This window comes from Bacteroides xylanisolvens XB1A (assembly GCF_000210075.1).
Taxonomy (GTDB): Bacteria; Bacteroidota; Bacteroidia; order Bacteroidales; family Bacteroidaceae; genus Bacteroides; species Bacteroides xylanisolvens.
The window spans coordinates 3763345-3786662 of record NC_021017.1; the positions used below are offsets into that span (position 1 = coordinate 3763345).

The window sequence follows — 23318 nt, forward strand, 5'->3', positions numbered from 1 at the left end:
TATTTGGAAGAAGATGAAAGATACCAAGCAACAATTTGAACATGTCATCGCTTTGTGCCGTGACTTATTTTCCAAGAAGCTGCACGATTACGGACCTGCATGGCGTATCCTGCGTCCGGCTTCGGTGACTGACCAGATTTTTATTAAAGCCAATCGGATTCGTAGTATTGAAACCAAAGGAGTAACCCTGATTGACGAGGGAATCCGTGCCGAGTTTATTGCGATTGTCAATTATGGCATTGTCGGACTTATCCAGTTGGAACTGGGGTATGCCGAGTCTGCCGACATCAGCAATGAAGAAGCGATGGCTTTGTACGATAAGTATGCAAAAGAGGCATTAGAACTGATGCTTGCCAAGAATCATGATTATGATGAAGCCTGGCGGAGCATGCGTGTCAGCTCTTACACAGACTTGATTCTGATGAAAATCTACCGTACCAAGCAGATTGAGAGCTTGGCCGGCAATACATTGGTGTCAGAAGGTATTGATGCCAATTATATGGATATGATTAATTACTCTGTTTTCGGACTGATTAAGATAGAATTTGAAGGATAAGAACTTACATATCATTCAGGAGGTAGTGGCGAATATGTGTCGCTTTGTTTTGGCGGCATCGTTCATCTTTTCCGGATTTGTAAAGGCAGTTGATCCGCTGGGTTTCCAGTATAAGATACAGGATTATCTGACTGCATTCGGAATGGCTTCCTGGTTCCCTTCATTCTTCCCTTTATTGGGAGGTATCGTTTTATCTGCCGTTGAGTTTTTTATAGGTATCTCTTTGTTCTTTGCAACAAGAAGAACATTGGCTACCTCATTGGCTTTGATGCTGATGATTTTCATGACGCCACTGACCTTGTATCTTGCCATCTTTGATCCGGTTTCGGACTGCGGTTGTTTTGGTGATGCCTGGGTGTTGACAAATTGGGAAACATTTGGAAAGAATATCATTCTGCTATTTGCGGCAATAATGGCTTTCCGTCACAGGAGGATGCTGATTCGTTTTATCAGTGTGAAGATGGAATGGCTGGTTTCTCTTTATACACTGTTTTTTGTGTTTACTTTATCGTTCTATTGCTTGGACCGTTTGCCTGTTTTAGACTTTCGTCCTTACAAGATCGGAAAGAATATCCTGGAAGGAATGACAATGCCCGAAGGAGCCAAACCAAGCGTATATGAAAGCATTTTTATCCTGGAGAAGAACGGAGAGCAGAAAGAATTTACGTTGGATAACTATCCGGATAGTACCTGGACATTTGTCGATACGCGTACTATCCTTAAGGAAAAAGGATATGAACCGGCTATTCACGATTTCTCTATGATAGATCTGAATACGGGGGAAGATATAACAAACGATGTATTGACAGATATAGGATATACTTTCCTGTTGGTTGCCCATCGCATTGAAGAGGCGGATGATAGTAACATTGATTTGATTAATGAGATATATGACTATTCGGTGGAGCATGGCTACAAATTCTATTGCCTCACTTCTTCACCGGAGGAACAGATAGAATTGTGGAAGGACAAGACAGGAGCCGAATATCCTTTCTGCCAAATGGATGATATTACTTTGAAGACGATGGTTCGTTCCAACCCGGGGTTGATGTTGATTAAGAACGGAACCATTCTGAATAAATGGAGCGATGAGGATATACCGGATGAATACGTACTGACGGACAAGCTGGAGAATCTGCCGCTAGGAAAGCAGAAAGTGAGCAGTGACGCTCATACGGTAGGATATGTTTTTCTGTGGTTTGTTATTCCGTTGTTGTTAGTGCTTGGGGTGGATGTGTTGGTCGTTCGCCGCCGGGAACGGAAAACCGCGAAGCGGAAGCAACAAGAAGAAGAGATAAAAAGCAAAGAACCGGAAACAAAGAATCAAGGAATAGAAGAACAAGAATAAGAAAAAATGATAACGAGCGACCCTCTGTAACGAACACTAACCTGAATCGTTCAATCGTCAATCGTCCGATCGTAAATTTATTAACCCTTTAAAATAAAAAAACAAAATGAGAAAGAACATTGTTGCAGGAAACTGGAAAATGAACAAAACCCTTCAAGAGGGTATCGCTTTGGCTAAAGAACTGAACGAAGCATTGGCTAACGAAAAGCCTAACTGTGATGTAATCATCTGTACTCCGTTCATCCACCTGGCTTCTGTTACTCCGTTGGTAGACGCTGCTAAGATTGGTGTAGGTGCTGAAAACTGTGCAGACAAAGCATCAGGTGCTTATACAGGTGAAGTTTCTGCTGAAATGGTTGCTTCTACTGGTGCAAAATATGTAATTCTGGGACACTCTGAACGTCGTGCATACTACGGTGAAACAGTTGCTATCCTTGAAGAAAAAGTAAAATTGGCTTTGGCTAACGGTCTGACTCCGATTTTCTGTATCGGTGAAGTGTTGGAAGAACGCGAAGCTAACAAGCAAAACGAAGTAGTAGCTGCACAAATGGAATCTGTATTCTCTCTGTCGGCTGAAGACTTCTCTAAGATTGTATTGGCTTACGAACCGGTTTGGGCTATTGGTACAGGTAAAACTGCTTCTCCTGAACAAGCACAGGAAATCCATGCCTTCATTCGTTCTATCGTAGCTGACAAGTATGGCAAAGAAATCGCAGACAATACTTCTATCCTTTACGGTGGTAGCTGCAAACCTTCTAACGCTAAAGAACTGTTCGCTAACCCGGACGTTGATGGTGGTTTGATTGGTGGTGCTGCTCTGAAAGTATCTGATTTCAAAGGTATCATTGATGCTTTTAACGCATAATTAAAACTTCTTTCAGGCACGGATTTCACGGATTACACGGTATAGTTTAGTCCAAGAGATTTCGAAAACTGTGTAACCCGCGTAATCCGTGCCTAAATATTATTTATAGAATGAGAAAACTAGCTTTACTTACTTTGTTGTTGGTATTGGCAGTTGTCGGTGTACAGGCACAGGGCATTGTCAAAAGTCTGGAACGTAACGTTCCGGGACAAGGAAAGGTGACTATTCATCAAGATCCCCGTATTGAGGCTCTGATAGGGATGGAACGTCCTGCAACAGGTGAACAGAAAGTAATAAAGACTTCCGGGTTCAGAATACAGGCGTATGCCGGTAACAATACTCGTCAGGCTAAGAATGATGCTTATCATGTAGCATCACGCGTTAAAGAGTATTTCCCTGAATTGACAGTATATACTTCGTTCAATCCACCTCGTTGGCTTTGTCGTGTAGGTGATTTCCGGAGCATTGAAGAGGCGGACGCAATGATGCGTCGGTTGAAGGCTACCGGTGTGTTCAAAGAGGTTTCTATTGTAAGAGACCAGATCAATATTCCTTTATAATTATATCATGTTAGAAAAAGAAGAAATTGTTTCTCCGAATCTGGAGGAGTTGAAGAGTCATTATCGTAGTATTATAACTTTGTTGGGTGAAGATGCCGAACGGGAAGGATTATTGAAAACTCCGGAACGGGTGGCTAAAGCAATGTTAAGCTTGACGAAAGGGTATCACATGGATCCTCATGAAGTGCTTCGCTCTGCTAAATTCCAGGAAGAATACAGTCAGATGGTGATTGTGAAAGATATCGATTTCTTCTCCCTTTGCGAACATCACATGTTGCCGTTCTACGGGAAGGCACACGTGGCTTATATTCCTAACGGCTATATCACCGGGTTGAGCAAGATAGCCCGTGTAGTCGATATATTCTCTCATCGCCTGCAAGTGCAGGAACGCATGACACTGCAAATCAAAGAGTGTATTCAGGAAACACTGAATCCGTTGGGTGTAATGGTGGTAGTGGAAGCCAAACACATGTGTATGCAGATGCGTGGTGTAGAAAAACAAAACTCTATTACTACTACTTCGGATTTTACCGGGGCTTTCAATCAGGCAAAAACTCGTGAAGAGTTTATGAATCTGATTCAACACGGGACTTTGTAGAGAAAACCTGGTAAGAGACGTTATTTGGTTTCGGTATCGGGGAAGGCAGGCTTCGGTACCGATGAAGAGGGGGTTGCACCGATGAAGACATCTCTCGGCACCGATGAGGAATCATCGCAGAACAACCCTGTCACCCAATCGTTTTGCCATGATGCTTTGTACAGTCTTCAACTCATTAAAGCGTTTCATAAGCGAATCACATTTTTCATTATCATGGGCGAGAGCAGGATCTTGCAGGGCATAAAGCATGTGCTTCAATTCCTCTGTTACAATTGCATATTTGAAGTTAATCATTAACATCGGAACCATTTCATAGAGACGCTCTTCATCTGTTACGATCTTTTGGGATTTGGAGTGGTATTTACTAAGCTGATACCGCACATTAATCAAATCCACACTCAATTTACTGATTACCGGATCAGGATGTGCCAGAAAATAACGTTCAGCAATGAAATTGGAATCATGCATGTGTGCAGCAGCTTCCGATAACATTTGGCGGTGCAACGGATTATGAAAAGCTAACTCATCTTCTTTTAAATCATTAATCACATATTCTATAACGGTTACCGGAATCTCGTTTCCTTCTTCATCAGTCAGGTTACACATGATTTTTTCTCCATAACGAACTACTGCCTGTAATATCAGCCGTTCGAATTTGTAGAATTCTTGTCCTTCCTTTCCTTCCTGGGGGATAAAAGATGCATAGTTGTCTTCCTGCAGAGCGGGAGGAACCTCTGTATATCCGTTATCTATTTCAGGGGGCAACGGAATATCTCCGTTGGGCATCGGAGCATTTTCAGGCGGTGTCCCTTGAGACATTGTAGCTGTTCTTTCAGCCATCCGGCGTTCCCGTTCCGTCTGTTCAGCCCGTTTCTCTGCTTGAGTTTCCCGTCTTTTGGCAACTTCTGATACTAGCAGCTTATCTTCTACATGAAGTAGCTGCGCGCATTCTTTGATATAGACGTCTCTGACAATTGCTTCAGGGATGACAGAAATACTTTGCACCAGATTACCAATCAGTTCCGCACGCTTGATGGGATCTTTTCCTGCATCCTCCAGTAGCAAGTTCGTTTTGAAGCGGATAAAGTCCGTTTCATGTTCCGAGATAAAAGTCTGAAATTCCGTTGAGTTGTGCTTGTGGGCAAAAGAGTCCGGGTCGTCCCCATCGGGAAGAAGACAGACTTTGATATTCATACCTTCCTCCAATAACATGTCAATTCCCCGGATAGAAGCCTTGATACCTGCTGCGTCGCCGTCGTAAAGCACAGTCATGTTGTTGGTGAACCGGTGAATCATACGGATTTGTCCCGGTGTAAGGGCTGTTCCCGAGGAAGCAACCACATTCTCTATGCCGGATTGATGCATGGAGATTACGTCCGTGTAGCCTTCAACCAAAAAGCAACGGTCTTGTTTTACAATAGCCTGTTTGGCAAAATATATACCGTATAATTCGTTACTTTTATGATAGATTTCCGATTCGGGTGAATTGACGTATTTTACTTTAACCCCTTTCGTTGCACTGGCAAGTACACGTCCGCCAAAAGCCACCACTTTACCGGAAAGCGTATGGACAGGGAAAATTACACGTCCCCAAAAACGATCTCGCAATCGGTGGTCGTCCGTTTCGTAGCAAAGTCCGGTTTTTACCAGATACTCTTTTTTATATCCTTTTTGGATTGCCTCTTTGGCGAATGCATCGTGACTTTCAGTACAGTAGCCTAGTTGGAATTTCTCAATAATGTCATCGCGAAAACCACGGTTGCGGAAATAAGCCATACCGATGCTACGCCCGTCTATATGATTTTTTAGTATGTTTTGGAAATAATCGCGCGCAAAGTTATTGACGATAAACAGACTTTCACGTTCGCTTTGCACAAACTTCTCTTCATCGCTTAATTCCCGCTCCTTGATTTCAATATTGTATTTCTTGGCAAGGTACTTCAGCGCTTCCGGATATGACATCTGCTCGTGCTCCATAATGAAATGCACTGCGTTTCCACCTTTTCCACAAGCAAAACATTTGCATAATCCCTTGGCGGGAGAGACATAAAAAGAAGGGGTTTTATCACTATGGAACGGACACAAACCGACGTAATTGACACCACGTTTGCGCAGGGTGACAAAATCTGAAACGACATCCATAATTTGTGCCGCGTCCAATATCCGGTCTATGGTAATTTGATCTATCATTCTTTCTCCTGTGAATCCGTTTTTGCGGATACAAAGGTACACATAAAAAAATCCCCTGCAAACAAAAAAGTATGCAGAGGATCGTTAAATCTTGCCTATATAAGGGATGGTTCTGTAACCGGAGAGGCACACGGAAGATTATTATTTCCCCTGATCCCTCTCTATATAATGGATTATTTAATCTTCTCCCGAATCTTAGTCAGATACTTTTTCATTCCTTCCGCATCTTTGTTCTCGATAATTTCGAGAAGATTCTTCAACTCCGTGCGGATATTGGCTACCTGTCCCGGAGTGCGTGGGTTGAATAGAATTTCCTGAAGCAGGTAGTCGTCTTCGCTTAATAGGCCTTTGGCAATTGCCATGTGCTTTTTGAACGTAGTTCCCGGAGCTTCCTGATGTTTCATTACGGCAGCAAATACAAAAGTCGATACGAACGGAATAGAAAGCGAGTAGGCTACTGTTTCGTCGTGTTCGTCGAACGTATATTCGAAGATGTTCAAACGCAATGTCTGATAGAGGTCTTTGAAGAATATTTTTCCCAGGTGGTCGCCTTCACTGATGATGATGGCATTCTCGCTGCTTAGATTACTAAGACTAGCAAAAGTAGGGCCAAACATCGGGTGGCTGGAGACATAACGGAAACCGCTTTCTTCATAAAACTTCTTCAGTCCTGTTTTTACAGAGGCAATGTCACTAATGATACAGTCTTTCGGTAACACAGGCAATACTTTATGAAAGGCATCCAGCGTGTACTTCACTGTAACGGCATTAATAACCAGTTCCGGTTCAAAGTCCTTAATCTCCTCCAATGTGGTGAAACGATACGTGTTATAGACAAAACGCAACTGGTGCGGGTTGACGTCAAACACGGCCGTTTCATGTTGAAAGCTTAATATATCAGTAAAGAAAGAGCCCATTTTTCCGGCTCCAAGGATTAATATTCTCATAATGTTTATTTAAAAAACTTTCCCTAGCCCTCTCCCAAGGAGAACAGACTGAAAGTTACTCTTATCAATATGAACAGGAGGTTACTTTCTTTCCTTTCTTTGGAAGAGGGTTAGTGGAGAGGCTGCTTTTTATTTATTAATAATTTCCATCTGTTGACGAACCGATTCTTCGTGGATGGCTTCGAAAATTTTCTTCATAAACTCGCTGTCCATACCACACTGTTCGCCCTGCGCGCCACGTTTTTCCAAGATTTCATTGTAACGTCCGGCTTGAAGAACGGTGATTCCATGCTCTTTTTTGTAAGTACCGATTTCGCGGGCTACGCGCATTCTTTTTGATAGTTCCTGAATGATATTGTCGTCACATTCGTCAATTTGTTTACGGAGTTGTGCCAGACTTTCGGTAGATTGCGTTTCAGTACGGATCACCAGCAGATTGAGGATATAGTCGAGTACGTCCGGAGTAACTTGTTGGGAAGCATCGCTCCAAGCGCAGTCAGGGTTACAGTGGCTTTCTACGATCAGACCGTCGAAGTTCAAGTCCATCGCCTGTTGGCAAAGCGGAGCTACTAATTCACGTTTTCCACCGATATGGCTCGGATCACAGAAAATCGGAAGATTAGGGATACGGCGGCGCAGTTCGATAGGAATATGCCATTGGGGAAGATTACGGTAGATTTTCTTGTCATAGCTGCTGAAACCACGATGGATAGCACCCAGACGTTTCAAACCAGCGTTGTTGATACGTTCCAGTGCTCCGATCCATAATTCGAGATCCGGGTTCACCGGGTTCTTAACCAATACGGGGATATCAACACCTTTCAGCGCATCAGCGATTTCCTGTACGGCGAAAGGATTGGCAGTGGTACGTGCACCTACCCAAAGAATATCGATACCCGCTTTCAGACATTCGTAAACATGTTTGGCTGTTGCTACTTCCGTAGAAACATACATTCCTGTTTCTTTCTTTACCTCTTTCAACCAGGCAAGACCTTCTACGCCGATACCTTCGAAACCTCCCGGTTTGGTACGTGGTTTCCAAATGCCGGCACGATATATTTTCTGTCCTTTTGCAGCCAGTTGTTTGGCTGTATCCATTACTTGTTCTTCAGTTTCTGCGCTACAAGGGCCGGCAATGACAATCGGTCTTTTAGCTTCAATGCCCGGTAATAAAATTGATTCGAGTTCCATATTCTTATTTGTTTTTATTCTTTTAATAACTTGTTTTCGTTGAAATTATTCTGTCTCATTATGCTGCTGTTTTCTTCTCTTTTTCTTTGAAGAGAGAACAACAGAAACCTATATTCTTTTTATTCTTTCCAGTGCTTCCGCCAGTTTATTGTCTTTACAACAAAGAGAGATACGAATATATCTTGCTCCGTTACTGCCGAAAATAAATCCCGGAGTGATAAACACTCTTGCTTCATGCAATACCTTTTCCGTCAGTTCCTCTACATCCTTGCAGGAAGCGGGAATCTTTCCCCAAAGGAACATTCCTACTTGTTTTTCGTCGTAGGTGCATCCCAATGTTTTCATAATTTCACCGGCGAGGTGACGACGGTTGCGATAGTTTTCGTTATTGCCTTCATACCAGTCTGCTTCTGCTTCAAGAGCAGTTGCTGCAGCCAGTTGCATGGCACGGAACATACCGCTGTCGATATTACTTTTCACTTTCAATATCCATTGTACGAATTCTGCGTTCGATGCCAACATACCGATACGCCAGCCGGGCATATTGTGACTCTTGCTCATAGAGTTGAACTCGATGCAACAGTCTTTGGCTCCCGGCACACTTAGAATACTGATAGGCTTATCGTTCAGGATAAAGCTGTACGGATTGTCGTTCACAATCACGATATTCTTTCGGCGGGCAAAATCAACAAGACGCTCATAGATTTCCGGAGTAGCATTGGCTCCTGTCGGCATATTCGGGTAGTTGGTCCACATCAGTTTTACACGACTAAGATACATCTTTTCCAGTGCCTCAAAGTCGGGCATCCAACCGTCTTCTTCTTTCAGGTCATAGTTGATAACTTCCGCGCCAAGTATTTTACTTAAAGAAGTATAGGTGGGGTATCCCGGATTTGGGACTAACACCTGCTCACCCGGATTGACAAATGCCAGCGTAACATGGAGGATTCCTTCTTTCGAACCGATCAATGGTTGTATTTCCGTATTCGGATTCAGTTCCACTCCGTACCAGCGTTGATACCAATTGGCGAAACCTTTGCGCAGTTCGGGGATACCTACATACGGTTGATAACCGTGTCCGTTAGGATCATGAGCATTGTTGCACAATGTTTCGATGGTTTCCCTTGAAGGAGGCATATCGGGGCTTCCGATACCGAGGCTGATGACATCTTTTCCTTCAGCATTCATCTGTGCTACCTCTTTAAGTTTCTTTGAGAAGTAGTATTCGCTAACACTTGCCAATCTGTCGGCAGGAGCGATTTTATACGTTTGACTTTCCTTCTGCATATTCGCCTAATAATTTAAGTTCTTTGGTTAATGGAGTGATTGCGGCAATAGATTGCTTGTATCTTAGATAATCGTTGAAAGCCACATCTACGTAAAATTGGTATTCCCATTCCCGTCCGATGATTGGCAACGATTGGATTTTTGTCAGATTGATATTATAGAACGATAGAATAGACAAAACCTGCGACAGACTGCCTTCCGTGTGCGGAAGAGTGAATACCATACTTGCCTTGTTGGTTGCGTTGACATGATGTTGGCGGAGTTCGTCCACTTGCCAGGGATCGGCAACTACCAGAAAACGGGTGAAGTTGTGTTTGTTTGTTTCAATGCCTTCCTGAAGGATTTTCATGCCATAACGTTCGGCTGCTGCTTTGGAGCAGATAGCGGCATGGCCTTTCAGGTTTTCATTCTTGATGATTTCCGCGCTACGGGCGGTATCTTCACCTTCCACTACTTTCAACTGTGGATGTTGGTTCAGAAATTCGCGACACTGCATCAGGGCGATAGGGTGGGAGTTGACTTCAGTCAGATCTTCCCAACTCTCATCAGGGAGACAGACGAAGCTGTGCGAGATACGCAGTTTGTATTCACCAATGATCTGTGTGCCGCTTTGTCGCAGCAACTCATTGTTGTGCAGCAAGCTTCCTGCAATCGTATTCTCGATGGCTAGCATTCCGATAACCTGGCTGTCTTTTCGTATCGAAGTAAACACGTCTTCGAAGTTGGCACAACAGATTAACTCTATTTCTTCTCCCTCGAAGTACTTGTGTGCGGCGATATCATGATATGAGCCGAGTGTTCCTTGAATTGCTATCTTTTTCATTGTTCTAATGTATTATATAAAAAAATCCCGCGTCCATATTGGAGCGGGATTCATATGATTGATTTCTCTATTCAGTCCTTAAGCATCACTGTCACTTGATACATACAAACTCCCGCTCTACTTTGTTGCTAAAGTAAAAGTAAAAAAAGAAGTAATATGCATAAGTAAATGATTTCATTCGAATCTTTGTTTTTTGCTTTGGTTTCTAATTCTGGGGCAAAAGTAATAATTTTCTGTTAGATGCAAACAAAAAACGATATTTTTTTTGTTTTTTCATCAAAAACAAATGAAAAGGTCATTCTGTTTTGAGCTTTACATGTCGTCTTTCTCTGGTTTGCGTGTAGCCTTTTCTTTCATTAAGGCTGAAAGCCTTCTATTATATAGCGTAGGGCATCGCCCTACGTAAAAGCATACACCTAACATAAGCCCTGAAAGGGCGGGACTACTTGGACGTTTACGTCTTTCATAGTATGATTCTATATAAACTCTTCATTATATTCAACCTGATATTCTTTTAGAAACATTTTCAGTTCATCTTGGAAGGTCATTTTTTTGTGATGCTCTTTTTGTCCCAGAATATATCGAGTTACAGTCTCAACTTTTGATTGACTGACTGAGAAAGCTCCATATCCTTCTTGCCAGGAGAAATCATGATATGAGGGTCCTAAACTTTTTATCCATTTTGACGAACTACGTTTTACTTCTTCTACCATTTTGGATAATGCGATGTTTTTGTTGAGAATACATAGGATATGTATATGATTGGTAAATCCGCCTACTATGATAGGTGGGCAGTCTATGTTTTTCAGAATGCCGGAGATGTATTTGGATATTTCTGATAATTTATCCTCGTTTATACTGTCCTTCCTGTATTTAGTGCTGAAAGTCAGATGAATATAGTTCTTTGATAGGGATTGTGGCATATAGTTAGTTCATGTTCCGCCCTTTCAGGGCTTGTATTTGGGTTTTATAAATACGTAGGGCGATGCCCTACGCTATATAATGGAAGGCTTTCAGCCTTATCAATGTTGATGTCAATCTGTCCTGATAGTTTCTACGCTATATAATGGAAGGCTTTCAGCCTTATCAATGTTGATGTCAATCCGTCCTGATAGTTTCTACGCTATATAATGGAAGGCTTTCAGCCTTATCAAGCTGATATCAATCCGTCCTGATAGTTTCTACGCTATATAATGGAAGGCTTTCAGCCTTATCAATGTTGATGTCAATCCGTCCTGATAGTTTCTACGCTATATAATGGAAGGCTTTCAGCCTTATCAATGTTGATGTCAATCCGTCCTGATAGTTTCTACACTATATAATGGAAGACTTTCAGCTTATCAAGCTGATATCAATCCGTCGTTTCTGATAGTTCCTACACTATATAATGATAGGCTTTCGGTCTTATTTTAAAAGATTCCCGGCAGTGCCTCCGGTTTCGGTCCCAAGTTTTTGAATTCTCCATTCAGACCAGCTTCCTCCTTCGGATTCAGTTCCAAAGACTTCTTCATGTCCTCTACAGAACCATCCTTATCACCATTCAGCAATTTAGCACGTCCGCGTTCTTTGTAGGCCTCTGCAAAGTTCGGATTCAGTTCGATGGCTTCATCAAACAGTCCGATGGCTTCCGTCAGCTTCTTCTGATTGATATAAAGTTGTCCTAAGTAAAGGTAAGCCTGTTCGTTGAAGGGATTTATTTCCGTCACCAGTTTGTAATCCTCTTCCGCTTCCTCGTCCTGACCGTTGGATTCTTTCACTTTTCCACGCAAGAGCATGGCAGTTTCTTCCTCCGGATTTTGAGCAAGTACAGCGTCTATATCCTCCATCATTTCTTTATACTGTTTCAGGTTCAGTAAAGCTTCTGCACGTAACAGACGGGCTTCGATGAAATCGTCTTTCAAAGTGATCGCTTTGGTGAGATGGGCAATGGTCATTAGGTCGTCGTTTTGTCCCTTACGGGCTTTTCCTAGCAGATAATGAGCTACGGCATTTCCTTCCTCAATGGCAATTGCTTTATTGGCAGCCTCTTCCATGGCCTGATAATCTTCCTGGATAAAGCATACATTTGCCAGTGTCAGGAAAGTACTCGTGAGATGAGGTTCCATGGCAGCCATTTTTTCCAACAGTTCGCGGGCTTTTGCCGTTTCTCCCATCTGAATGTAGAGTTGGCTAAGATAGCCCATTGTTTCAAACTCTTCCTGGATGGCAAGAGCTTCTGTAAAACATTTTACTGCATAATCCGGACGTCCCATGCGTTGCGCACGTAAACCGTCGTATTTGAAAATCTCGAAATTTTTCTGATCGTTTTTCTGTTTTTCACTTTCCGGAGTTTCCGACTTACCGGAGAAGAAAGATTTAAAAAAGTTCGGCATGACTGTGTTATTTTTGAGTTACCTTGCAAAGGTAGTAACTTATTTTGAAATATGTATCATTCCATCCTGCATCTTCCATTCACCTTCCTCCAATAAATACTGGATGACTTCACTGACTCTCTCTTTCTCCGCTTCTATTTTCTCGGCTATTTCTGCCGGCGTATGCGGTTTTTGGGCAAGTAATTCTGTTATTTTCTTTTTCAGCTCTTCAAGAGACTTCCCGGTCAGCGTATCTGTTGCACGGTGACTAAGGCAAACATCACATTGTCCGCAGTTATGCTCGTTTTTCTCTCCGAAGTAGCGGAGCAGCATCCGGCTTCGGCACACATTCTCCGAAATGACATATTCTTCCATCGCCTTGATGCGAGCTTCATACCGAGCTTTACGCTCTTCGTAGACAGCAGGGGGGATGTGCACAAAACGAAGTTCCTGCCGTTCGCGCGTATATATAATATAAGGAGTCTTTTTGTGCGGAATATAATCCACGATGCGACGTTTGGTAAGCGTGACCAATATGTTATAAATCTGTTCACGGGTCAGTCCGGTACGTACGGACAGGGTGGCTTCGCTGATATAGGCATAATCGGTAAACACTCCGGTGTACGAACGGAGAATCATCTGTATCAGAGCTTCCGCTTCCGTTCCCATTTCCCGCAGTTTGTACAGTTCGTCCCGGCGAATCGTAAAAAGGATGCGTGAGGCGTTGTCCTGTTCGTCCGTATATTCCAGATAACCGGCTTGAGTCAGTATCTTCAGCGCACTGTCTACCGGAACCGGGAAGTATTTGAACTTCCGGCAAAACTCTTCCAGGTTAAATTCACGTACACATTGGAAACCGTCGCCCATTGCCATCTGATAGTAATATTGCAGATGCTCGTACACATTGAGGATATATTCTTTATCGGGAAAAGTATCCACTACACGCCTGTGTAACGTCGTTCTGTCCGTTTTAGTATATAAGATTACGGCATACGCTTTCTTACCGTCTCTTCCTGCACGTCCGGCTTCCTGAAAATAGGCTTCAGGAGAATCGGGGAGGTCGAGATGCAATACGATACGCACATCGGGCTTATCGATCCCCATGCCAAAGGCATTGGTAGCTACCATCACGCGAACTTCACCGCTTTGCCAACGTTTTTGACGTAGGTCCTTTACGGCATTATCCAGTCCGGCGTGATAAAAGTCGGCGGTGATATCTTCATTTACCAGTAATTCGGTGATTTCTTTGGTCCGTCGTCTGTTGCGGACATAGATAATGGCGCTGCCCGGTACCTTTCGTAAGATATGTAACAGTTCTTGAGTCTTGTTATCTGTTTGCCGTACCATATACGCCAGGTTTTTCCGCTCGAAACTCATGCGGAAAACATTCTCTTCACGGAAATCCAAGCGAGCTTGAATATCTTTCACCACTTCCGGAGTGGCGGTAGCGGTCAGTGCCAGTACCGGAATTCCCGGTAACAGCGCCCGTATCTCGGCAATTTTCAGGTAAGCGGGGCGGAAGTCATATCCCCATTGTGAGATACAGTGACTTTCGTCAACCGTAATCATAGAGACTTTCATTGACCGCAGTTTGGTGCGGAATATGTCCGTGTCCAGACGTTCCGGAGAAATATAGAGGAATTTGTAATCACCGAAGATGCAGTTTTCAAGTGCAGTGAGAATTTCCTGCCGCGTCATGCCGGAGTATACGGCAAGGGCTTTGATGCCACGTTTGCGGAGATTCTGCACCTGGTCTTTCATCAGGGCGATGAGCGGAGTAATGACAATGCAAATCCCTTCCTGGGCGAGAGCAGGCACTTGAAAGGTGATGGACTTACCGCCTCCGGTAGGCATGAGCCCCAGTGTATCTTTGCCTTCGCCGATACTGGTGATGATCTCCTCCTGCAAGTCGCGGAAGGAGTCATATCCCCAATATTGTTTTAATATCTCCTGATACTTATTCAATCGGCTTTATATCCTCGATTTGAAGTTGAACTTCGCCACGCTTATGCGTGTTTTCTTCAATGGTGTAACAGATGTCGAACGAACGTTTTGTTTTGATATAGCGCACGTGCGAACTCTGTCCGAACGCGATACCGTTCATTACATTATTCGATTTATTATCAACCAGTTCGAGCTTGATATGTTCCTGGTCGCGTCCCACTACTTTACTCGTTCCATAATCATAGACGTGATGAGTGCAGAAAATGGGTTTCGTGTTGTCGGGGCCGAAAGGATTAAATTTCTTCAGGTCGTTGAAGAACTTGGACGAAATATCCCTGAAGTCGATTTCAGCATCAATCTCGATGACGGCACTGGTTTGTTCCGGTAGGATATGCCGTGAAACGTAGTCTTCGAACCGTTTGGTAAAAGCATCCACATTCTCCACTTTCATTGATAGTCCGGCGGCGTATGTATGTCCTCCGAAGTTTTCCAGCAGGTCGCGGCAATGCTCGATTGCTTTATATACATCGAAGCCGGAAACAGAACGTGCGGAGCCTGTCGCCATGTCATCCGTTCGTGTCAGTACCACGGCAGGGCGGTAATACACTTCCGTCAGACGGGAAGCTACGATACCGATCACTCCTTTGTGCCATTCTTCGTTGTAGAGCACAATAGAGCGGCGGTCGGCTAATCCTTCCAGATTGGCAACGATGTTGTTTGCTTCCTCCGTCATACTCTTGTCGAGGTCTTTCCGGGTTTCGTTGTACTGGTTGATTTGTCCGGCTTTCTCAAGTGCCGCCGAGAAATCTTTTTCCGTTAGCAAGTCTACAGCTTCTTTCCCATTCTGAATACGTCCCGATGCATTGATGCGCGGTCCGATTTTAAACACAATATCGCTGACAGTAATTTCTTTTTCAGAAAGTCCGCATACATCGATAATGGCCTTCATGCCGATACTCGGGTTACTGTTCAGTTGTTTCAGACCGTGGTAGGCGAGAATACGGTTTTCACCCATAATCGGAACGATGTCCGATGCGATACTCACGGCTACGATGTCGAGCAACGGAATCAGATGATGGAATTCGATACCGTTACTAATGGCGAACGCCTGCATAAACTTGAAACCGACTCCACAACCGGAAAGGTGGGTGTACGGGTACGTGTTGTCCAGGCGTTTGGCGTTCAATATAGCTACGGCAGGCGGGAGAATATCATCCGGTACGTGATGGTCGCAGATGATAAAGTCAATCCCTTTTTCTTTGGCATACGTGATTTCCTCTACTGCTTTTATTCCGCAATCGAGTACAATAATCAGTCCCACACCGGTTTCAGCGGCGTAGTCCACTCCTTTTTTAGAAATGCCATACCCTTCGTTGTAGCGGTCGGGTATGTAATAATCAAGGTTCGAATAGAACTGTTGAATAAACTTGTAGACCAATGCCACGGCAGTAGTACCGTCTACGTCATAATCTCCATAAATTAGAATACGTTCTTTCTTTCCCATCGCCCTGTTCAGACGTTCTACTGCAATATCCATATCCTTCATCAGGAACGGATCGTGCAGGTCGGGCAACTGCGGGCGGAAAAACTTCTTGGCATCTGCTGCCTTCGTAATTCCCCGCTGTACCAAAAGTTGTCCAAGAATCGGGCTAATCCCTAATTCCTGGGCCAATGTCTGGCTTGTCTCTGCCTGTTCGGGTGTAATGGGTCGATAATTCCATTTGTGATTCATTTTATATATTGTTTTTTCTTTTTCTGTTCTCAAGGGTTGGAAAGGAACTTCTTCCCAACAAGGGGTAAAAGTACGAAAAAAAGCGGAAGTGAAAGGCAGATATTACGAAAATATTTCAGTGAAGTATGGATGAGGACTTTTTTGCAATAGAAATGTAGTGGCATCCGGACTTTTTTTTCTTTATGGTTTTACTTTTCTATACTGCTTTTTGGCAGCTAACTTCTTTTGGTTATCTTTGCTTCACCAACCAATATAAAAACTAGGAGAGAAATCCACAAAAATGGGAAGACTGGATGATACTATAAACACTGGAATGACATTTGATAATATCTATATGGAGTATTATCAACGCTGCTTCTTATTTGCTAAGTCTTATCTTCATGACGAAATGTTATCCAAAGATATAGCTTCCGAAGCCATGATAACTTTATGGACTACGATGAAAACCGAAGATGTGAAAAATATCCATGCTTTCCTGATGACCGTAGTAAAGAACCAGGCATTGAATCATATGCGAAATGAACATCTGCGAATGGAAGCCCGTGAAAGTATATTGGCTGATGAACTCTACGAACTTGATTTCCGCATCGCTTCTTTGGACTCTTCCGACCCGAACCGACTTTTCTCTGAAGAAATAACCGATATTGTGAACCGTACTTTGAACGGATTACCGGAAAAGACAAGAAAAGCATTTATGATGAGCCGGTATGAGAACAAATCGGTGAAGGAGATTGCCGAAGCGCTGAATGTCACAGTGAAAGGAGCCGATTATCATATCAGTAAAGCGCTGCAACAATTGAGAAAGAACCTGAAAGATTATCTTTATACCTTATTATTTTTCTAATAAAGTTATCCACCGGTGAAGTACTCCTTCGGCACCGAGGAACACACCTTCCGGTACCGGGGAACAAATAAACGGTTAATAACGCACTTTTTTTATTTTTTCCACTAGTGAACTTTGCAAGTGGCGTGTCTTATATATGTAAGCCCACAAAGAGTTTATATATAAACCTAAGAAAAGGTATGGACGCGAAACTATTGAATAAATATATTGCAGGTGACGCACTTCCCGAAGAAAAAAAGGAAGTGATACGCTGGATGAAGGAGAGCGAAGAAAATCGGGAACAGTTGATGCAGTTGCACCGTGTTTACAATGCCACTATATGGAATGGAAACTTACAGGCAGAAAAAACAGAGAACAAGAAACCTGTGATGCGTTACCTTTGGGCGTCTATAAAGATAGCGGCGGTCGTTGCCATGGTTGCTTTTATTATCCATAAGGAATATCAGGAATACCGGATAGAACATTCTGCCGAAATGCAAATTATGACCGTCCCGGCAGGACAAAGGGCTAGTCTGGTCTTGGCTGACGGAACAATTGTTTGGCTGAACTCCAACTCTACCTTGAAATATCCGGCAACCGGATTTCATTCCAAAGAGAGGAAAGTGATTCTGGAAGGAGAGGGATATTTCGAAGTGGCACATAACGAGAAGCATCCTTTCATTGTAGAAACGGAGAAATACGATATCAGAGTATTGGGAACCACCTTCAATGTCTCTGCCTACCCAAACTCCGGTTTATTCGAGACATCTTTGATTGAAGGTAAAGTTACCGTGTATCAGCCCGATACACAACATGAAATGACCTTGAAACCTCATGAAAAGGTAGAAGTTAAAGATGGCAAACTCTATAAGGAGACTTTCTCATCGGACAATGATTTCTTGTGGAGAATGGGTATCTATTCTTTCAAGGATGAACCGCTGGAAACTGTCTTCAGGAAATTGGAGCAATATTATGAAGTGAAGATTATTAATAAGAACGAGGAAATCGCTTCCCGCCCGTGTACCGGTAAGTTCCGTCAGAAAGAAGGAATCGAGCACGTGATGAAGGTATTGCAGAAGTACGTCAAATTCAACTATATACAGGACGATGAGAAAAATCAGATAATTATCTATTAAATCAACCCTAGTATTTAATCTAAAAAAGAAACACCCGGAATGAGAGCAAGAGAACCAGCCCTTTCAAAACAGAAATATCGGTAAATGCTGCAACACTTACCGATATGTGAGAAGTCAATAAAAAAGACTCGACATCTGTTACAAATCTTTATGTATTAACTTAATAACTCTAGGCAAAGATATGAAAAATAATCTTTGGTGTGGGCGTATTGTCCATAGAAAAACACACTGTACTCAAATTTTAAGAATTATGAGGTTAACTGTCTTTTTCCTGTTATTCATTATTCTTGAGACATATGCCCTGAACGGCTATTCGCAAAATCAGAAAGTTTCGATGAATAAAGGAACCGCAACATTGGCTGAAATCATCAGGCAGATTGAAAAGCAAACAGACTATTTGTTTATTTACAATGAACGTGAGGTTAGTCTGAAACGGAAAGTATCTATTTTCACTCAGAATGGGACAGTGGCAAGTCTGCTGCTGGATGCACTGAAGGGTACGGAGTTCTCCTATACAATGGAAGGGAAACACATCATCCTTACGAAAAAACAAGCTGAAGCGCTAAGTCCTGTGCAACACAAGAAAAGAATAACCGGTCTGGTGAAGGAATATTCGGGCGAAGCCATCGTAGGATGCAATGTGTCGGTTAAGGGCACTACCATCGGTACAATCACTGATATAAATGGCAAGTATAGCCTTGAAGTTCCCGATAATGCAACCTTGGTCTTTTCATTCCTCGGATATAAGAGTATGGAATATCCGGTGAAAGCACAGCAGACTATCAATGTGACCTTGGGCGAAGATTCAAAAGCACTTAATGAAGTGGTGGTTGTAGGATACGGCACACAACGTAAGGCGTTGGTGACTAATGCAATCAGTTCTTTTAAGCCCAGCGAATCGAATATGCGTCCGGTGTTGACTCCGAGCGAATTACTACAAGGACGAGTGGCGGGTGTTACGGTATCGACCGGCTCCGGCAATTTGGGAAGTTCCGAACGAATGAGTATCCGCGGTGCGGCTTCTTTGAGTGCCAGTAACGAACCTCTGTACGTGGTGGACGGAATTCCCATCCTTAACAGTAACGCTTCCTTATTCAATATGGGGGAAGATTTGAGCTCGATGGCAGTATTGAATCTGACGGACATCGAATCTATTGAAGTATTGAAAGATGCCGCTTCGGCAGCTATCTACGGTTCGCGGGCAACGAATGGCGTGGTGGTGATTACAACCAAATCCGGTAAGGAAGGCCGTTCGGATATTCGTTTGAATGTCAGTACGGGAATCTCCAAATTCGCCAATAAAGGACGCATTAAATATGCGGATTCTGACTTGTATGTGGAAACTTATAACGACGGGGTCGAACGTTATAACCGTCAGAATGGCTATACCGTAGGTTCTGCAGGGTATGTAGTGCCTATCTCCAACCCATTCCAGGGATTACCCGATACGGATTGGCTGGATTTGATTACTCAAGTGGGACATTCTTACAATGTAGACCTCTCCTTCTCCGGCGGAAGCAAGAAAACAAAATTCTATGTGGGAGCCAACTACAATTATCAGGAAGGTATAATCAAGACCAATGACATAACCAAAATCAATCTGAAAGCCAAGATTAGCCACGAAATGACTTCCTGGTTGGAAGTCGGCGCCAATGTCAGCGGTAATTATCTGAAAAACAACCGTGTTCCGGGAGCCAATATCGGTTCTACCATCGTAGCCCGTGCCGTTGAACAACGTCCTTTCGACCGTCCGTACAAACCGAACGGTGACTATTATTTAGGTGGAACCGACGAGTTGGCACGTCATAATCCACTTCAGATTCTGAATGAAGAAGTATCCTATATTGATACCTACCGTTATTTAGGAACGTTCAATGCAGACTTAAAATACAAGAAGTTCAGTCTGAAAAACTCTGTCAGCACCGACATCGGATATACGTATGACTATGTGTACTACAATGAGAATCATCCTTATGGAGCAGGCGGCGGACGTATTGTGGAGTACAACCGCCTGGTGAAGAACTTATTGATAGAGAATGTATTCAACTATAATGATAAGTTCGGTGATTTTGAAGCGGGTTTGATGCTAGGACATTCTTTCCAGAAGATGTCCACCCGTACATCTTCTATCGACGGACGCGGTTTTCCGTCTCCGGTATTCGATACGGTCGGCACGGCTTCCGAAATTTATAATGCTTCGGGCGGCATCTCCGAGTTTGCCATGGAGTCCTACTTCGGACGTATCAACCTGTCTTATTTAGACCGTTACATTCTGAATGTGACTATGCGTTCGGACGGTTCATCCCGTTTTGCCCCTTCCGACCGCTACGGATATTTCCCCTCTGTCTCTTTAGGTTGGAATGTTTCGAAAGAATCTTTCTGGAAATTCCCTCAGACAGACTTGAAGTTCCGCCTGAGTTATGGTAAGACCGGAAATCAGGATGGAATCGGCAATTATGCCTGGCAACCGTTAATGTCCGGCGGCATTAACTACGGCAATAATAGCGGTATGGCTGTCACCAGCATGGGAAACAACAAACTGACATGGGAAACTGCCGACCAGTATGACTTCGGCTTCGACCTGGGCTTTTGGAACGGCAAACTGAATATGATAGCCGATATTTATCTGAAGAATACGAACAACCTGCTTTATTCAATGCCCTTGCATGGAACAAGTGGTTTCACCAGTATCACCAGCAACATCGGTTCCATGCGGAACTACGGTGTGGAATTCTCCATCAACGGCCATTTGAATATAGGGAAAGTCAACTGGACTTCCTCTTTCAACATCTCCCACAACAAAAACAAATTGACTAAACTGCTGGGAGACGACTTGCTTCCGATAGGTTCTAACCGCGCCTTGAAAGTAGGTGAGGAACTGGGAGCTTTCTACCTGTTCCAGATGGACGGGCTCTACCAATATGACGGTGAAGTGCCGCAACCATTGTACGACCTGGGTGTACGTGCCGGTGACGTGAAATATCATGACGCGGATAATAATGGCATTATCAATGATAACGACCGTGTACTGACCGGTTCTTCCAATCCCGATTTCTTCGGTGGATGGAACAATACTTTCAAATACAAAGGTTTCCAACTGGATGTGTTCTTTACGTATATGTACGGAAATGATGTGTATGCCGAATGGGCGGTGACCGCTACCCGTCCCGGATACCGCATGGCCATTACGGAAGATGTCGCCAAGAATCGTTGGACGGCTCCGGGAAGTTCTGATAAATATCCGCGTGCGGTCAATACGCTGTGTGGGCATAACAGCAAGAACTCCACCCGTTTCCTTGAAGACGGCTCTTTCATTCGCTTGCGTTCTCTTACATTCAGTTATACATTCCCGCAAGTAATGTTACAAAAGATTTGTTTGAAAGGTCTGCGTCTCTATGTGCAAGGGGACAACCTGTTGCTGTTCTCCAAATACTCCGGCTGGGACCCTGAAGTGAGTAAGAACATGGACCCGCAGTACTTTGGCGTCGATTTGTATGGAGTGCCGCCTTCCCGTTCGGTCAATTTCGGAATAAACCTTAGTTTCTAATCATAAACGCTCACAATGATGAAAAAGATTATTACTATATTTCTGGGATGCCTGTTGCTGGCTTCATGCAGTGGCATGCTTGATATCGAATCCCACTCCGCCGTATCGCCGGGAAGTGTGACGCCCAAAGACTTATCGGCTTTACGCATGGGAATGTACAATAAGGTACAGAACTCTCCGGCGCGTGAGTCATATATTACATTCGATATATTGGGCGGAGACTTGACTCAAAGTACAGGGAATGCAAGGGACTTGATAAACTCTGTACTTTCCTCACTGAATTCGATCGTAGCCAACAGTTGGAACGGCTATTACAATGCTTTATATCAAGTAAATAATGTTATCTCCATTGTAGAAGACCTTCCCGAATCCGACCTGCGGAATCTGATTATCGGAGAAGCGCATTATTTCAGGGCATATATCTATCATTCACTGGTGACACGCTGGGGTGGTGTGCCTATCCAAAGAGTGAATACGATGGACAAGCCTTTCCGTGATTCGGAAGAAGCAGTGTGGGCATTTATTGAGGAAGAACTCGAAACAGCCCTTGCTTTCTTGGGGACTTCTTCCAGTTGTTACTATGTATCCCGCGATGCCGCCCTTGCACTGAAAGCCCGTGTGATGCTCGAACGTGGCAAAAAGACGGAAGCGGCTGCACTGGCGGAAGGTCTGATAAAGGATGGAAAATACAAACTGGATAGCTTCGACAAGATATTCCGTGGAAAGACCAACACGGAAGTTATCTTTTCCTTCCAATGTCTGGCGGAAGAATCGAATATCACCATTTCCACCTTATTCTATACATATGCTCATCCCAATCACGGCAGCTATGTGTATCGTCCCACGAACGACGTGATGAATATGTATGACGACAAGGATAAACGGAAAGAAGTTTCCATTATCAATGTAGGTGCCGAACCTTGTATCAATAAATATCCGAGCGGACAAACCGGTACCGACCCGGTAGTGATGAGCCGTCTGGCTGAAATGTACCTGATAAGTGCGGAAGCGCAAGGACTCTCCAAAGGTCTGGGACGGCTGAACGACTTGCGGAAAGAACGCGGGCTGGATGCCGTAAATCCGAAGGATGAAGACGAATTTATAGAATATATCCTGGACGAACGCCGGAAGGAACTGCTCGCCGAAGGTTTCAGATATTATGACCTCATACGTACGAATAAGGCAAAGACAATGCTTGGACTGAAAGATTACCAGTTGGTATTGCCTATACCGGGCAAGGAAATGATTTCGAATCCGAACCTGGAGCCGAATCCCGGATATTGATAATGATTGTATTTATACTTATTAAAGAGACAAAATGATGAAAAAACTAGATATATGATTCCGCTCTTCTTCTTTTAGGGTGTCTGCTATGGACGGGATGCAATAATGATGAAGACCTGACCGTCTATTCCACCGA

The 23318-nt window shown here is 43.6% G+C and carries 18 protein-coding genes; 9 read left to right on the forward strand and 9 right to left on the reverse strand.

Annotated features, from left to right (window positions below; translation table 11 throughout):
* Positions 1–13 precede the first annotated feature (13 nt).
* From BXY_RS14580 to folE, 5 genes are all read left to right on the forward strand, one after another.
* On the forward strand, positions 14–556 hold the full coding sequence (locus tag BXY_RS14580) for a DUF1599 domain-containing protein (protein ID WP_015532310.1): 543 nt from the start codon (positions 14–16) through the stop codon (positions 554–556).
* Positions 546–1904: a BT_3928 family protein gene (locus BXY_RS14585; RefSeq protein WP_134992993.1), complete on the forward strand. Its 1359-nt coding sequence runs from the start codon at positions 546–548 to the stop codon at positions 1902–1904. Before BXY_RS14580 ends, BXY_RS14585 begins: the two co-directional genes overlap by 11 nt.
* Positions 1905–2010: 106 nt before the next feature.
* Positions 2011–2769: a triose-phosphate isomerase gene (gene tpiA, locus BXY_RS14590; protein ID WP_004307847.1), complete on the forward strand. Its 759-nt coding sequence runs from the start codon at positions 2011–2013 to the stop codon at positions 2767–2769.
* Between the two features lie 110 nt (positions 2770–2879).
* On the forward strand, positions 2880–3329 hold the full coding sequence (locus BXY_RS14595) for an SPOR domain-containing protein (protein WP_015532311.1): 450 nt from the start codon (positions 2880–2882) through the stop codon (positions 3327–3329).
* Between the two features lie 7 nt (positions 3330–3336).
* Positions 3337–3927 (forward strand): GTP cyclohydrolase I FolE, encoded by a 591-nt coding sequence (gene folE / locus BXY_RS14600; RefSeq protein ID WP_004324710.1) that lies wholly within the window; start codon positions 3337–3339, stop codon positions 3925–3927.
* A 111-nt stretch (positions 3928–4038) separates the two neighbouring features.
* On the opposite strand, the gene dnaG is transcribed toward folE, so the two are convergent.
* The 9 genes from dnaG to recJ form a co-directional block, all read right to left on the reverse strand.
* Entirely contained in the window at positions 4039–6117 is a 2079-nt protein-coding gene (gene dnaG / locus BXY_RS14605; protein WP_134992992.1) for a DNA primase, read from the reverse strand.
* A 173-nt stretch (positions 6118–6290) separates the two neighbouring features.
* On the reverse strand, positions 6291–7064 hold the full coding sequence (locus tag BXY_RS14610) for a prephenate dehydrogenase (protein ID WP_004307851.1): 774 nt from the start codon (positions 7062–7064) through the stop codon (positions 6291–6293).
* A gap of 129 nt (positions 7065–7193) precedes the next feature.
* Complete coding sequence (locus BXY_RS14615; RefSeq protein ID WP_004307852.1) at positions 7194–8255, reverse strand: bifunctional 3-deoxy-7-phosphoheptulonate synthase/chorismate mutase type II; 1062 nt, start codon at positions 8253–8255, stop codon at positions 7194–7196.
* 108 nt (positions 8256–8363) lie between these two features.
* Positions 8364–9542, reverse strand: a complete 1179-nt coding sequence (locus BXY_RS14620; RefSeq protein ID WP_015532312.1) for a pyridoxal phosphate-dependent aminotransferase — start codon at positions 9540–9542, stop codon at positions 8364–8366.
* On the reverse strand, positions 9517–10365 hold the full coding sequence (locus BXY_RS14625) for a prephenate dehydratase (RefSeq protein WP_004315471.1): 849 nt from the start codon (positions 10363–10365) through the stop codon (positions 9517–9519). Before BXY_RS14625 ends, BXY_RS14620 begins: the two co-directional genes overlap by 26 nt.
* A gap of 476 nt (positions 10366–10841) precedes the next feature.
* Positions 10842–11288 carry a transposase gene (locus BXY_RS14630; RefSeq protein ID WP_004307855.1) on the reverse strand — a complete coding sequence of 149 codons (447 nt, stop codon included), beginning with the start codon at positions 11286–11288 and terminating at the stop codon, positions 10842–10844.
* 486 nt (positions 11289–11774) lie between these two features.
* Positions 11775–12737, reverse strand: coding sequence for a tetratricopeptide repeat protein (locus tag BXY_RS14635; protein WP_015532313.1), 963 nt, complete (start codon positions 12735–12737; stop codon positions 11775–11777).
* 39 nt (positions 12738–12776) lie between these two features.
* On the reverse strand, positions 12777–14681 hold the full coding sequence (locus BXY_RS14640) for a RecQ family ATP-dependent DNA helicase (RefSeq protein ID WP_134992991.1): 1905 nt from the start codon (positions 14679–14681) through the stop codon (positions 12777–12779).
* Positions 14674–16392, reverse strand: a complete 1719-nt coding sequence (gene recJ, locus BXY_RS14645) for a single-stranded-DNA-specific exonuclease RecJ (RefSeq protein ID WP_008016000.1) — start codon at positions 16390–16392, stop codon at positions 14674–14676. Before recJ ends, BXY_RS14640 begins: the two co-directional genes overlap by 8 nt.
* A gap of 313 nt (positions 16393–16705) precedes the next feature.
* On the opposite strand from recJ, the gene BXY_RS14650 reads away from it, so the two are divergent.
* From BXY_RS14650 to BXY_RS14665, 4 genes are all read left to right on the forward strand, one after another.
* Entirely contained in the window at positions 16706–17236 is a 531-nt protein-coding gene (locus tag BXY_RS14650) for an RNA polymerase sigma-70 factor (RefSeq protein WP_008016003.1), read from the forward strand.
* Between the two features lie 179 nt (positions 17237–17415).
* On the forward strand, positions 17416–18351 hold the full coding sequence (locus tag BXY_RS14655; protein ID WP_004314615.1) for a FecR family protein: 936 nt from the start codon (positions 17416–17418) through the stop codon (positions 18349–18351).
* Positions 18352–18685: 334 nt separating this feature from the next.
* Positions 18686–21898 carry a TonB-dependent receptor gene (locus tag BXY_RS14660; RefSeq protein WP_004314614.1) on the forward strand — a complete coding sequence of 1071 codons (3213 nt, stop codon included), beginning with the start codon at positions 18686–18688 and terminating at the stop codon, positions 21896–21898.
* A gap of 15 nt (positions 21899–21913) precedes the next feature.
* The gene (locus BXY_RS14665; RefSeq protein WP_004314613.1) at positions 21914–23182 is read left to right on the forward strand and encodes a RagB/SusD family nutrient uptake outer membrane protein; all 1269 of its coding nucleotides are present in this window, start codon (positions 21914–21916) and stop codon (positions 23180–23182) included.
* The last annotated feature ends 136 nt before the right edge of the window (positions 23183–23318 follow it).

Coding starts and splice junctions, on each gene's coding strand:
- BXY_RS14650 (WP_008016003.1), top strand. CDS start 16,706: ATGACATTTGATAATATCTATATGGAGTATTATCAACGCTGCTTCTTA.
- BXY_RS14620 (WP_015532312.1), bottom strand. CDS start 9,542: ATGCAGAAGGAAAGTCAAACGTATAAAATCGCTCCTGCCGACAGATTG.
- BXY_RS14625 (WP_004315471.1), bottom strand. CDS start 10,365: ATGAAAAAGATAGCAATTCAAGGAACACTCGGCTCATATCATGATATC.
- BXY_RS14610 (WP_004307851.1), bottom strand. CDS start 7,064: ATGAGAATATTAATCCTTGGAGCCGGAAAAATGGGCTCTTTCTTTACT.
- BXY_RS14665 (WP_004314613.1), top strand. CDS start 21,914: ATGATGAAAAAGATTATTACTATATTTCTGGGATGCCTGTTGCTGGCT.
- BXY_RS14655 (WP_004314615.1), top strand. CDS start 17,416: ATGGACGCGAAACTATTGAATAAATATATTGCAGGTGACGCACTTCCC.
- folE (WP_004324710.1), top strand. CDS start 3,337: ATGTTAGAAAAAGAAGAAATTGTTTCTCCGAATCTGGAGGAGTTGAAG.
- BXY_RS14660 (WP_004314614.1), top strand. CDS start 18,686: ATGAATAAAGGAACCGCAACATTGGCTGAAATCATCAGGCAGATTGAA.
- recJ (WP_008016000.1), bottom strand. CDS start 16,392: ATGAATCACAAATGGAATTATCGACCCATTACACCCGAACAGGCAGAG.
- BXY_RS14615 (WP_004307852.1), bottom strand. CDS start 8,255: ATGGAACTCGAATCAATTTTATTACCGGGCATTGAAGCTAAAAGACCG.
- dnaG (WP_134992992.1), bottom strand. CDS start 6,117: ATGATAGATCAAATTACCATAGACCGGATATTGGACGCGGCACAAATT.
- BXY_RS14630 (WP_004307855.1), bottom strand. CDS start 11,288: ATGCCACAATCCCTATCAAAGAACTATATTCATCTGACTTTCAGCACT.
- BXY_RS14595 (WP_015532311.1), top strand. CDS start 2,880: ATGAGAAAACTAGCTTTACTTACTTTGTTGTTGGTATTGGCAGTTGTC.
- tpiA (WP_004307847.1), top strand. CDS start 2,011: ATGAGAAAGAACATTGTTGCAGGAAACTGGAAAATGAACAAAACCCTT.
- BXY_RS14635 (WP_015532313.1), bottom strand. CDS start 12,737: ATGCCGAACTTTTTTAAATCTTTCTTCTCCGGTAAGTCGGAAACTCCG.
- BXY_RS14580 (WP_015532310.1), top strand. CDS start 14: ATGAAAGATACCAAGCAACAATTTGAACATGTCATCGCTTTGTGCCGT.